Origin of the sequence: Segatella copri (assembly GCF_019249795.2) — a bacterium.
In the GTDB taxonomy this organism is placed as follows: Bacteria; Bacteroidota; Bacteroidia; order Bacteroidales; family Bacteroidaceae; genus Prevotella; species Prevotella copri_B.
This window is the reverse complement of sequence record NZ_CP156891.1, coordinates 1,227,356-1,239,895: the sequence shown is the minus strand read 5'-3', so window position 1 is coordinate 1,239,895 and position 12,540 is coordinate 1,227,356. Positions and strand designations below refer to the sequence as shown.

The 12,540-nt window shown below is 46.7% G+C and carries 10 protein-coding genes; 4 read left to right on the top strand and 6 right to left on the bottom strand.

Features of this window, described 5'->3' with window-relative positions:
* Positions 1-250 precede the first annotated feature (250 nt).
* Positions 251-1,729: an L-fucose/L-arabinose isomerase family protein gene (locus tag KUA48_RS05580; RefSeq protein ID WP_218432441.1), complete on the top strand. Its 1,479-nt coding sequence runs from the start codon at positions 251-253 to the stop codon at positions 1,727-1,729.
* A gap of 198 nt (positions 1,730-1,927) precedes the next feature.
* Here the strand turns inward: KUA48_RS05580 and KUA48_RS05575 are convergent, their stop codons facing one another.
* The 4 genes from KUA48_RS05575 to KUA48_RS05560 all read right to left on the bottom strand — a co-directional run bounded on the left by KUA48_RS05575 (position 1,928) and on the right by KUA48_RS05560 (position 5,863).
* A complete protein-coding gene (locus KUA48_RS05575; protein ID WP_118154936.1) occupies positions 1,928-2,932 on the bottom strand; it encodes a TerC family protein in 1,005 nt (334 codons plus the stop codon).
* A 306-nt stretch (positions 2,933-3,238) separates the two neighbouring features.
* Complete coding sequence (locus tag KUA48_RS05570) at positions 3,239-3,703, bottom strand: copper resistance protein NlpE (RefSeq protein ID WP_218432439.1); 465 nt, start codon at positions 3,701-3,703, stop codon at positions 3,239-3,241.
* Between the two features lie 150 nt (positions 3,704-3,853).
* Complete coding sequence (locus KUA48_RS05565) at positions 3,854-4,147, bottom strand: hypothetical protein (protein WP_117587460.1); 294 nt, start codon at positions 4,145-4,147, stop codon at positions 3,854-3,856.
* A gap of 60 nt (positions 4,148-4,207) precedes the next feature.
* Positions 4,208-5,863 (bottom strand): carboxylesterase/lipase family protein, encoded by a 1,656-nt coding sequence (locus KUA48_RS05560; protein ID WP_218432437.1) that lies wholly within the window; start codon positions 5,861-5,863, stop codon positions 4,208-4,210.
* Between the two features lie 201 nt (positions 5,864-6,064).
* Between KUA48_RS05560 and pafA the strand changes: the two genes are divergently transcribed.
* Together pafA and KUA48_RS05550 are read left to right on the top strand one after the other, a co-directional pair.
* Entirely contained in the window at positions 6,065-7,690 is a 1,626-nt protein-coding gene (gene pafA / locus KUA48_RS05555; RefSeq protein ID WP_118255002.1) for an alkaline phosphatase PafA, read from the top strand.
* Positions 7,691-8,014: 324 nt separating this feature from the next.
* A complete protein-coding gene (locus KUA48_RS05550; RefSeq protein WP_218432436.1) occupies positions 8,015-9,040 on the top strand; it encodes a lysylphosphatidylglycerol synthase transmembrane domain-containing protein in 1,026 nt (341 codons plus the stop codon).
* Here the strand turns inward: KUA48_RS05550 and KUA48_RS05545 are convergent.
* Positions 9,030-10,070, bottom strand: a complete 1,041-nt coding sequence (locus KUA48_RS05545) for a carbohydrate porin (protein WP_218432434.1) — start codon at positions 10,068-10,070, stop codon at positions 9,030-9,032. The two genes, KUA48_RS05550 and KUA48_RS05545, sit on opposite strands and share 11 nt — an antisense overlap.
* 359 nt (positions 10,071-10,429) lie before the next feature.
* Between KUA48_RS05545 and KUA48_RS05540 the strand changes: the two genes are divergently transcribed.
* Complete coding sequence (locus KUA48_RS05540) at positions 10,430-10,903, top strand: PaaI family thioesterase (RefSeq protein WP_006848268.1); 474 nt, start codon at positions 10,430-10,432, stop codon at positions 10,901-10,903.
* A gap of 69 nt (positions 10,904-10,972) precedes the next feature.
* Here KUA48_RS05540 and KUA48_RS05535 read toward each other — a convergent pair whose 3' ends face one another.
* Complete coding sequence (locus KUA48_RS05535) at positions 10,973-11,809, bottom strand: CPBP family intramembrane glutamic endopeptidase (RefSeq protein WP_218432432.1); 837 nt, start codon at positions 11,807-11,809, stop codon at positions 10,973-10,975.
* Positions 11,810-12,540: the final 731 nt, after the last annotated feature.

Sequence of the window (12,540 nt, the reverse complement as noted above, 5' to 3'; positions counted from 1 at the left end):
AAAAGGGGTGTCAGATGATAATAGAGACATGTATGAAATGTATCAAGAACTTTATCATATGTTACATTTGGCGCAGAATTTCGGTTTTGCGCCATTTTTTTGAATTAAAAATTCCTTAAAACGCTTGGTGATACAAAATATATTTGTACCTTTGTGCTCGGAACAATGAATAATTGTCAGCCAAACAAATTAGAAAAGAATCAATAAATATAAGCAATTTATACAAAAACTTAAGTAATAAACTAAAATTATGGTAAGCAACAACATTCCACAAGTAAAGCTCGGTATTATTGCCGTTAGCCGTGACTGTTTTCCAATCGCGCTTTCTACTCAGCGCCGTGAGAACATCGTAAAAGAGTACAAGGGTGAAATTTTCAACTGCCAGACTACAGTTGAGAACGAGAAAGATATGCTCAAGGCTTTGGGCGAAGTGAAAGAGCAGGGCTGCAACGCTTTGGTTGTATTCCTCGGTAACTTCGGTCCTGAGACTCCTGAGACTTTGATTGCAAAGAACTTTGATGGTCCTTGTATGTTTGTTGCAGCAGCAGAGGGTGACGGCGACATGATCAATGGTCGTGGCGACGCTTACTGCGGTATGCTCAACTGCTCTTACAACCTCGGCATGCGCCACCTGAAGGGTTACATCCCTGAGTATCCTGTAGGTACAGCAGAGGACGTAGCTAAGATGATTCAGGACTTCGTACCAGTAGCTCGCGTTATCATCGGTTTGAAGGGCTTGAAGATTATCACCTTCGGTCCACGTCCACAGGACTTCTTCGCTTGCAACGCTCCTATCAAGGGCTTGTACGAACTCGGTGTTGAGATTGAGGAGAACTCAGAGCTCGACCTTCTCGTAGCTTACAAGGAGCACGAGAACGACCCACGTATCGACGATGTTTGCGCTGATATGGCCAAGGAGATGGGCGAGGGATGCTACTATCCTGACCTCAGCCGCAGAATGGCACAGTTTGAGTTGACATTGCTCGACTGGGCAGAGGCTCACAAGGGTTCTCGCCAGTATGTAGCATTCGCTGACAAGTGCTGGCCTGCATTCCCAAGCCAGTTCGGTTTCGAGCCTTGCTATGTAAACAGCCGTCTCGTTAGCCGTGGTATTCCTGTAGCTTGCGAGGTAGATATCTATGGTGCACTCTCTGAGTACATCGGTATGTGTGCTTCTGACGATACCGTTACATTGCTCGATATCAATAACTCTGTTCCTCAGTATATCTATGATGAGGACATCAAGGGCAAGTATGATTATAAGTTGACTGATACCTTCATGGGCTTCCACTGCGGTAACACTCCACAGTGCAAGATGTGCTCTAGCCGTAAGATTAAGTATCAGCTCATCCAGAACCGTTTGTTGGAGAATGGTGGTAAACCAGACTTCACCCGTGGTACTTTGGAGGGTGATATCGCAGCTTCTGACATCACATTCTACCGTCTGCAGTGCGATTCTGAGGGCAACCTCCGCAGCTACATCGCAGAGGGTGAGGTTCTCGATGTTCCTACCCGTTCATTCGGTGGTATCGGTATCTTCGCCATCAACGAGATGGGCCGCTTCTATCGTCACGTATTGATTCAGAAGGGTTATCCACACCACGGAGCCGTAGCATTCTCTCACGTAGGTAAGACCTTGTTCGAGGTATTCAAGTATCTCGGCATCAAGGATATCGCTTACAACCAGCCAGCTAGCCTGCCTTACCCAACAGAGAATCCTTGGAAGTAAATTGAGTGAAGAGGGAAGAGTGAAGAAACAAAGTTCGGCGGCCGAAGGGTAAGCCAATTCATTTGCTCTTCTTTCTAAACTGAGTTCATAAAAGATAAGGGCGATTGCTTATCCCTTGTGTGGGGAATAGCAATCGCCCTTTTTATGTTTTCCTGGAAGGAGATTACCTGATGATAATCTCCTTTACGAATGGTTTGCTTATTTCGTATTTTCCAACGCTTCCTGTTTCTGCGGAATCACCACCGAAGCCCCGATGCTGACGAGCAGTACGAGGATGATGAATACCAGCGAACTGACAGCATCAATCTCGAAGAAATCGTGGATGAGCATCTTCACACCGATGAACACCAGCAGCACACTCACACCCACCTTCAGATAGCGGAACTTGTCTGCTATCGCTGCCAGCAGGAAGAAGAGGGCACGCAAGCCCAGGATGGCGAAGATATTCGAGAAGAACACCACGAACGGGTCGAGCGATACCGAGAATACGGCTGGGATGCTGTCGAAGGCGAAAATCAGATCACAGAACTCGATGAACACCACCGTCATCACCAGCGGACCCAGATGCAGGCGCTTCTGCATAAACTTCACTACCGGATGCTCCAGGGCATTGATTTCCTCCTTCTTGTTCCTGTTGAGGAACATCTTGGCACCGCTGTAAACCAGGAATCCTCCGAATACGAGTAATATCCAGGCGAACCGGCTGATGAGCGCAGCACCCGCGAAGATGAAGACGAAGCGCAGTACGATGGCTCCCAGAATACCCCAGTTCAGTACGTGCTGGTAATCTTTCTTGTTTACTCCGAACGAGGTGAAAATCATCATCATCACGAAGAGATTATCTACCGAGAGCGTTTTCTCTATCAGATAACCCGAGATGTAGGAGATGGTCATATAGTGCCGGTATTGCTGCAGACTCCCCTCATAGTCGTTCGGGTCCAGTTTGAGATGCGAAGCATAGCGCGAGGCTATCAGCTTCAGGTCGTCGAAGTTCTCGATGCCGTGCACCATGTCTCCATGAAAATAGATGAATACGGCGAAGGCGAGCGCGAGAATAATCCATACAGCCGTCCATGAACCGGCTTCCTTGATAGACACCACATGTGCCTTTCGGTCGATGACCAGCATGTCTAATACGAGTATGGCGGCGATGAAAATCACGAATCCCACCAAAAACATCGATTCAGTAAAAACATGTTCCATTTTTCTTTATCCTTAATCTATTTAGTATATACCATTGAATCTTAAAATCATTTCATCTGTTAGAAACGTGGGCGCAAAATTAGGAAAAATATCTGGAATAGCGAAGGTTCCGGTGCAAAACTTAATTGATTTTAACTTGAAAGGCAGGAATGTAACAGGTTTGTAATAATAGCGCTGTGAGAACCGGCAAAAAAGGCGTTTTAAAGATAAAAGGGTAAAAAGGTAAAAAAGTAAAAAGGTAAAAAGAGCCTAGCGGAATGTTAAGCTAGGGGGCTCTTTTTACCCTTTTACCTTTTAAAGGCTCTTTTACCTTTTCTTAGTCAGCACATAGTGCTTAGCCATGGCGCCTTCAGGCTCGTTGCCCAGCGAATCGGTCATGATGAGGCTGTTGGCATCCTTTATCTTGTAGTAAGATGTCTCGCCGCTCGATGGACGGATGATTTCTACCACGTTGTTAGCCAATACCTTGAAGATACCGCTCGCTTCGTCGTGACCATCCTTGCGCTCCAGATAGTCGGCTGAGTACTGGTAGGTGCTGTCGGCGTTGAGCGTCAAAACGGTCTTGATGCCCGGACAGTCGGCAGCAGGGAGAGTTCCCTCGTAGGTGCCGGCGATGGAATCGAGAATGACATCGTTGGAATTGAGCGAATCATTTTCAGCATAACTGAGGCTATCCTGGTTAGCCCCCTGGCTATTTGTCTTCTTGCCATTGCAGGAGACAACTGATAATGCAGCGATGACGGCTGCTGTCAAAACTAATTTCTTTTTCATACTATACTGCTTTTTAATTGTTACTTATTTACGGAATCTCTTCTCTTAGAGAGCACTTTCCCCGAGAAGGATTTCTCTTCGCAAAAATAGTGTTTTATTCTGTTATCCGCAAGTTTTACACAGAAAATTATAGAATATTATACTATTTTCTTAATTGATGATGACTGGCACAATCTCTTCTTCGCTAGGCCAATGAGGCAGATAGAAGAGCGGGCGAGGGGTGCCGCCCAAGCCCGTCCAGTCTATCTGTTTCACAAAGTCGAAATCGGGAGGGCCGAAGTCGAAACTTCTGCCGTAGAGCACGATGGCGCCTCTGCCTTCATCTATCTTCCACAAACCGCCCCCGTAGGTGCATTGCTCGCCGGGTGACAGCATGTCACGGTGCAGGTAGACACGCCCGAACTTCAGTACTCCGTCTCTGTTGATAATGAATTTCTGAAACATCTCTATTTCTGGTTTATTCAATGAAATCTGTATTCCGATTGATTCAATGTAATGAGAGAATTATTTCTTCTCCCAAAACAGTTTGTCTATGAAATCATAGCGCTTCTCCATCTGGGCATCAGTTTTTACGACGGTATTCACGTCTATCTGAAGCACAGGGGCTACTGCCTTGCCGTTGGTGGATGGCCACTCAGGCAGACCCAGACCATTCGGATTGCCGGTCTTTACGAAATTGACGTAATACTGGCTGAAGATGTCGCTGATCATATAATCCTCCGGCTGCCAGTTGAACACGCGGTTGGTTGGCAATGTACCCATTGCATACTCGATGTCGGCAGAATGAACGGCTCCCTTGTCTTGTGGCGCAGGAGCCGCATCTTCCTTGGCATCTACCACGCCGCCAGCCAATGCAGCCACCTTACCCTTGATGGCCATAGCAGGACGAGGATGGCAATAGCGGTAGCGGTAAACAGGCTGTCCGCCGGTCAGCTTGTGCATGTTGCCCCACTTCCATGTAGAATAATCGAGGAAGATGTCCGAAGCTAGGTTCACGCCCGGCTGCTCCAATACATCCTTATCGCTGTTGATGCCGTAGAGGCGGAAGAGTTCTTCGATGTTCTCTTCTCCAAATGTAGCCTTGGCACCCGCCTTCAGATTCTCGACGGTAGGCTGCTTGCCCATCAATACGGCTGCAGGAGTCATCTCCTGGTTGTTGCCGCCGATAAGCAGAGGCACCTTGGTCTGCTCGCCCTTGGCAAATACCTCTACAGGCTGTTCTTTCATGAAATATCCGTCGATATTATAGACAGGAACCGCTCTTACTTCCGCCAGCTTCATCAATTCCTCGGCAGGAAGGGCACGAAGTTCGTTGAGGTTCTTCATTCCTGCGTTCTTTTTCACCTTCTTTCCAGTTTCCTTACCCATCTTCTCGGCTATTTTCTGGGCAAGCTGCACTCCTTTCTCCTCGGCCTCCTTCAGCGTAGCCACCTTCTTGAATCCCATCACCGAACCGCTGGAACCCATTGCCTGGGCAAAGAGTCCCTGACAGAGAGGGGAAGCCATCAGGGCGCTGACCGACATGGAACCTGCCGATTCGCCTACGATGGTGATGCGGTTAGGGTCGCCGCCGAAAGCCTCGATGTTATCCTTTACCCACTGGATGGCAGCCACCTGGTCCATGAATCCATAGTTGCCGGAACCCTTGTAGGATGTTTCCTTAGAGAGCTGTGGGTGGGCGAAGAATCCGAAGATGCCCTCACGATAGTTGGCTGTGATGGAGATGATGCCCTTGCGTGCCATCGCATCGCCCGCATATCGAGGTTCGCTTCCGCTACCCGCCATCAGTCCTCCGCCGTTGAAATAAATGAGTACCGGCAGATGCTCCTTCATGGTCTTTGCCGGTGTCCATATATTAAGGTAGAGGCAATCCTCGCTGTTGGTCTTCGTACCGAAGTTCATATCGCCGAAGAGAGGTTCCTGCATCGGGTTCGGTCCGAACTCCTTGGCCTCGCGAACGCCCTGCCATTTCTGTACAGGCTGCGGAGCCTTCCAGCGGAGATTTCCTACAGGAGGAGCAGCGAACGGAATACCCTTGAATACTGTGATGCCTGAGAGGTCTTTTCCTTCGAGGATACCTTTGGCAGTCGTTACCTGAGTCTGCGCCATCATTCCCATACCAGGGAGCAGAAAGGCGATGGATAAGAGTAGTTTTTTCATATCGTAAATCTGTTAGTTTTGCAATAATACTGCAAATATAACAAAAATATCGTTACCTTGTCTTATTCAGTCCCATTTTTAAAATCTTTTTGTAAAAAGGCAATGCTTTCACTCTTCTTTCATTTCTTTGTAACACGATGGCAACATCCTTTAAATACCTTTGCAGCGGTAAAAAGTATTACAGTATTTTTGAAGAAAGAAATGAATAAGGTATTTAGTTTTATTGCGTTGGCATTTCTGGGATGCGGCTCTGCTGCTGCCCAACAGGTGAATGTTTCTAACGTTCAGCGCCCCAAACTGGTAGTGGGCATCGTGGTTGACCAAATGCGATGGGATTATCTCTATCGCTATCAGAAGCGCTATGGTGAAGGTGGGTTCAAGCGACTGCTCAACGAGGGCTTCTCTTGTGAAAACACCCGTATTCCGTATGTTCCATCGGTTACCGCCATCGGTCATACTTGTCTCTATACAGGCAGTGTGCCTTCTATCCACGGAATCGCCGGAAACAATTTTGTGAAGAATGGCAAGAAGGTGTATTGCACGGATGATGAAACCGTGAAGCCGGTGGGTTCCAACAGCAAGGCGGGCTTGATGTCGCCTAGAAACCTCTGGGTTACGACTCTCGGAGATGAGATGAAGATTGCATCCAACGGCAGAGCCAAGGTAGTGGGAGTGGCATTGAAAGACCGTGCTTCCATTCTTCCTGCAGGTCATAATCCGAACGGTGCCTACTGGTTTGATGATGAGAGCGGAAAGTTTATCACCAGTTCTTATTATATAAACCAGTTGCCGAAGTGGGTGGACGCGTTCAACAACCAGCATCTGCCAGAGCGTTATCTCTCGGAAAAATGGAACACACTCTATCCTGAGAATACTTACGTTGAAAGTACGGAAGATGAGAACGAGTATGAGGATGGCATCCGCAAGGGCATGAAGGCTACGCTGCCGCTCAATCTTCCAGCCCTTTATAAGAAATATGGTTACAGCATTATCCGCAAAACTCCTTTCGGCAATTCGCTGACGATTGATTTGGCAAAGGCGGCGATAGACGGCGAGCAGTTGGGTGCAGATGATGAAACCGACTTGCTGGCAGTAAGCTGCTCAAGCACGGATTATATCGGTCATCAGGTGGGAACTCATGCGGTAGAGACCGAGGATACTTATCTGCGTCTGGACAAGGCGATAGCCGATTTCCTTTCTTATCTCGATGAGAAGGTGGGCAAAGGAAATTATCTGGTTTTCTTGAGTGCCGACCATGGAGCGATGAACAACGCCCGTTTCCTGCAAGACTGCCGCATTCCAGCGGGTAATTGGGATGGTGATGCGGTGGCTGAGAAACTGAATCAGACCCTGGCTCAGGAGTATCCTAACGTGGGCAATCTGGTGAAGACCGTGATGAACTATCAGGTGTTTTTCAACCGTAACATCATCAAGAAAAACAAGTTGGATTTCGCCAAGATCAAGCAGAGCGTGGTGGACGTGTTGAAGGAAGACTGTTGCGTGCAGTATGCCTGCGATATGGAGAAGACGATGACCGAGAGCATTCCTGAGGATGTGAAGATGCGCATCGTGAATGGTTACAACCGTGAGCGAAGCGGTGATGTGGCTATCGTATTGAAGCCGAATTTCTATGCCCACGGCATGAAGGGAACCGATCATGGTGAGTGGAATCCATACGACACCCACATTCCTTTGATTTTCATGGGTTGTGGAATCCAGCACGGTGCAACCACCAGGCAGACATTCATGACCGATATTGTGCCAACCATCGCCGCCCTGCTTCATGTGCAGGCGCCAAATGGTTGCGTAGGTCAGCCGATATTCTAGATTTTGATTTTATGTTTCTGAGCCCTATTCCGAGATTCCGATTTTGGAATAGGGCTCTAATCGTATTCTAACATCATTATTCTAATCGTATTCTAATATGCTCTTATCGGAAAAATGATTACCTTCTTCGGAAGTATGCAATCTCGGGAGTTGATGCGGATGAACTATACGGCAGCCGCGGAGACTCTGGTGCGCTCTTGGAATGATATAGCTGTAGAAGTTTTGGATAGATATCAATATTTAATAGACAGACAACAAAATAGATTGGCCATTTAATCGTTATATTACTATATATAAAAAGTATAGTTTTATTTTGAGAGTAATATGAAAAAATGGCATTTATGGTTGGCGGTTTCCATCGGACTGGTGGTCATCGTTGGAATGATGATTCGGGAGTTTGATGTGGAAGTTCTGAGCAGGATAGATTTATCTCCCAGGTTCTTTCTGGGGGTAGTAATGGGCGTGTTGCTCTTTGCGGTCCAGAATCTGATGCTCACCCTCCGTTTCCGTCATCTCTGCCAGCGTAAGTTATCCGTAGCCGAGGCGTTTCGCATCAATGTGCTCTGCGAGTTTACTTCTGCCGTCACTCCTTCGGCGGTGGGGGGAAGTGGTTTGGCTTTTGTCTATCTCAATCGCGAGGGAGTTTCTATAGGCAGAAGTATCTTCACCATGTTTGCAGCCTTGCTGGCTGATGAGGCTTTTCTTGCCATCAGTTGCGTGTTGCTCTATTTCTGTGTTCCGTCGCATCTCTTGTTCAGCTTGGTTGATGGAGTGGGGATTTCTGTAGATGCTACGAACGAATGGATTAAGGGCGGAGTGCAGGTTATCTTCATCGTCAGCACCCTTATCGTTGCTGTCTGGACGGCCATCCTCTACCTCTTATTGTTGCATCGTCCTCAGATTCTGGGCTGGGTATTGAAGGGATGCTGCAAGATTCCTTTCCTTCGCAGATTCCTGCCCAAGGTAGAGAAGTTTTCCGAGGAGATGACGATGGCTTCGGAGGAGGCAAAGCTGGAGGGCGGAAGATTCTGGTTGCAGCTGATGGGTTATACTTCCCTGGCGTGGCTGTCGAGATTCGCCATCGTGGTAGCTATTCTCATTGCCTTCCATTGCCAGGGCAACATGCTGGTGGCTTGGTGCCGCCAATGGGTGATGTGGATGATTTCCATTCTGAGTCCTACGCCTGGCGGAAGTGGCGTGGCAGAGTTGATGTTCCGCCTTTATTATTCCGATTTCCTGCCCGAGGCCTCAGTAGCCATCCTTGCCGCCATGCTCTGGCGCGCCATCTTCTATTACCCTTTCCTGGTGATGGGCACCCTGGTCTTGCCGAAATGGATTGCTAGAAACTGACATAGAGTCGGGCACTGAGCGCCGTGAAATCTCCATTGTCGTTTTTGATGTATTGGAACGATGGCTGAAGGGAGATGGATTCCGTCAGCTGTCTTTTCCATGTTACTTCCAGCGAATATTCCGAACCCTGCTGGAAGCGGGCGTACTGACCTGACAGGCCGCACTCGTTCTTATCGTCCTGATAGGCGCCGCCCAGTTCAGCGTATCGGTAGCAGGCATTCTGATGACTGGTGTTCTCTGAATACTGTACCATGCACGAAATGTTCTTGTCGCCTGCCTTCCATACGCTCTGCTCTCCGTAAATCCACCAGGCACAGGTGGTTTTGCTCTTGGATTCATCTGCAGAAACCAATTCGCCATCCTCGTTGATCGGATATTGACGGGTATGAACGGCAGCACCTGCAAAATATTTCCCACCTTTATCGTTGTACTCCAACTGCGACATATTGAAGATTCCATCCTTCTTCGGGCGGACCAGGAAAGGATTGTCGTGAGCTTTCCAACCATTATATCCTGCACCATTATACAGACTGTTTCTGAATGTCCATTTTCCCTTGGTTACATCAAAATAAAGGGTCAAGCCCGAATACGGATAGTTGGCTATCGGATAGCTGGATGCAACGGTAGGGAAGATTCCCTCAGAGCTGTTCTGGAAAAGTGCCGTAACATCAGAGGTGAAGAAATCCTCGTTCACATTCCTCACACCTACAAACAGATGGCCCGAATTCCACTCGTGCATGTAGCCCAGCACGGCAAGCATGGCGAAGTTGTTGTCTGCATCTATGTTCGAAAATCCCTGCCAGTCGTCAATAATGCCATCGTTGGTCTTTGCCACATGCAGCGTAGCCGCCTCGAACGAATCCTTTCCTTTTCCTATCGGAACACTCAGTTCCAATCTCAGCTGATTGATCAGATTCGTATTTTTGTTCATGTCCCATTGCCATTCAGAAATATATTGTCCGTTAAAGCTCTGTGCATAAGCAAGGCAAATATTGATGCAGCCTAAAATAATAAAAATAATTCTCTTCATTTCTTCATGTTTTTGTATAATCTTCATGTTTTGTATCATTTCTTGTTCATTTGCTCGCCTCTCGCGAGCATCTCGCTAATTCATGCTGCAAAGGTATAGGATATTTCTAAATCCAGCAATACTTAATAATCGGTATTTTTATTTCTTCTAAATAGCAGGATGCTCTTCTTTATCCCCATTTTTAGGTATTTTTATTTATTCTAAATAGTTTGGGCTCCGTCTGCCCCCTTATTTTCAGGTAATCAGAGGGAATTAATAATAATAATTTTTAAAAACTTTGCCTTATTAGATATTATTCGTACCTTTGCATTGTTTTAAAATGTTTAATCAGTTAGAAATCAGTTTAATCAATTAGAAAAATGAAGAAGATATTAAATCCATATTTGAACAAGGAGGGTTACAACTGCGTTTGCTGTGCCCCCAACAATCCTGTAGGTTTGCATCTTGAGTTTTGGGAAGAGGGTGAGGATGTGCTTACCATCTGGAATCCCGGCGAGAATTACCAGGGCTGGATCAATACCCTGCATGGCGGAATCATCAGTATGCTGATGGATGAAGTGGCAGGCTGGGTCATCAACCGCAAACTGCAGACCACGGGTGTGACGATGCAGCTCAACGTGAAGTACAAGAAACCTGTGATGACCACCGATTCGCAGATTACGGTGCGTGGTCACATCGCCAGTCAGCGCCGTAACATCGTCACCATCCACCTGACTCTGGAGAATTCAAAAGGCGAGGTTTGTGATGAGGGCGAAGCCATCTACTTTACCTTTGGTCCTGATAAAGCCAAAGAGATGGGATTCGACTGCTGCAAGGTAGAGGGGGAGGAATAACTCTCCCCTTATGGTGAGGAATTTGATAAGGAAGCCTTTCTTATGAAGACTTCCTTTTATGAAGTCTCTTTACGATGCAGCAGCAGTCTTCTTGTTGAAGAGCCAAATCGACAGAATGACGATTGCGATGCTTATCAGGCTGAGGCTTGCTTCCATCATCGGAGTGCTGGCGATGTAAGTATCGTAGCATTCTTCAGGAATCAGGCAGAGCGTATTGTTGGTGATGTGGATGATGATGCCCGGAATCAAACTCCTGGTTCGGTAACACATCCACGCCATGACGATTCCCAGAATGATGGGTCCAGGAATCTGTGCCGGGTTGAGATGGATGAGCCCGAACATGATGCTTGAGCCGATGATAGCATACCAGGGACTGATGTTCCATCTCAGCATCTTTCGCATCATCAATCCGCGGAAGAGGTATTCTTCGGCTATAGGAGCAATGATGCAGAGCACCAGAATTCCAATCGGATTATGTGCCAGGTTAACAAAATCCTGCTCCATGTAATCAGGCAAATCCATGAATCTTTCTAAAACACTCATAGGAATGGCCTGGAACAGTCCCACCAAGAAAACCAGCAAGAAGATGATTGCCTTAGGCTTCTGCTGAATCTTTTCCAGGCGAACACGCAGGTGGAATTTCTTCCGGCATTTATGAATCATATATAGCTCTGCAGCCAGCATATAAATTGCCGGGATCCATGCACTATTGATGGTTGTCTTCGTCAGGAATTCGATAAATTCGCAGCTCAAAGCTGCTGCAATGCCAACCGGAAAGGCTGCAAGCATGGACATCAGATAGACGTAGATGGCACTTCTGGTGCCAGGCCATGCACGATACAGAAACCATCCCTTGGTTCCGTTTCTTCCCTTTGATAGGATTGCTGAAAGTTTCTCTTTTTCCATAAAGCTGTAGTTTTGTTTTTTTATGCAAAGATATAATAAAATCCTGGCTTGTAGGGTTAAGTGCATGTTATTTTTATGTTAAAATATCGCCACCCTCGAAGAAGTTAAGTTTTGTTTGTCATGCTCAGTCTGCGTTTAAGAGTTTCTTGAATCACAATTCCCCAGAAAGCCGTTTCCTGCCCATTTTGTGGTCTTCATTGATGACCGGCGCCTGCCATCTATTAAGACCAGCCTCGGTCTTCATAGATGACCGACTTTTGGCACAAGAAGACTGTTCTTTCGATTGCCGGTGCAAAGATACAAAAATTCGAAGCAGAAAGCAAGCTTTTTCCCGTAGAATGTTGAAAAATATTATGTAAGTGGTTGATATATAGGAGTATAAGTGTTTGCGGTTTTTACATCTGATTGCAAAAGCCGCCTTTTGAATCGTTTTTTGATGTTTGGAAAGCGGTCATTTTCGGTCATGGTCATTTTCGGTCATTTTCAAAATGATTCGGTCATTTGGGCCTATAGTATATATAAATATATATTTATATAATACTATAGGGGAGATTTGCGCCCCCGAAAACGAAAATGACCGAAAATGACCGTGACCGAAAATGACCGGATTAGGCTTCTGAAAGTTATTCGGAAAGAAATAATGGGTGATTGTAATATGATGATAATCAATGAATTAGCTTATGTTGTAGTTTCGGCTTGTACCATGTTTTGTATTGTAGGAACAGCACATA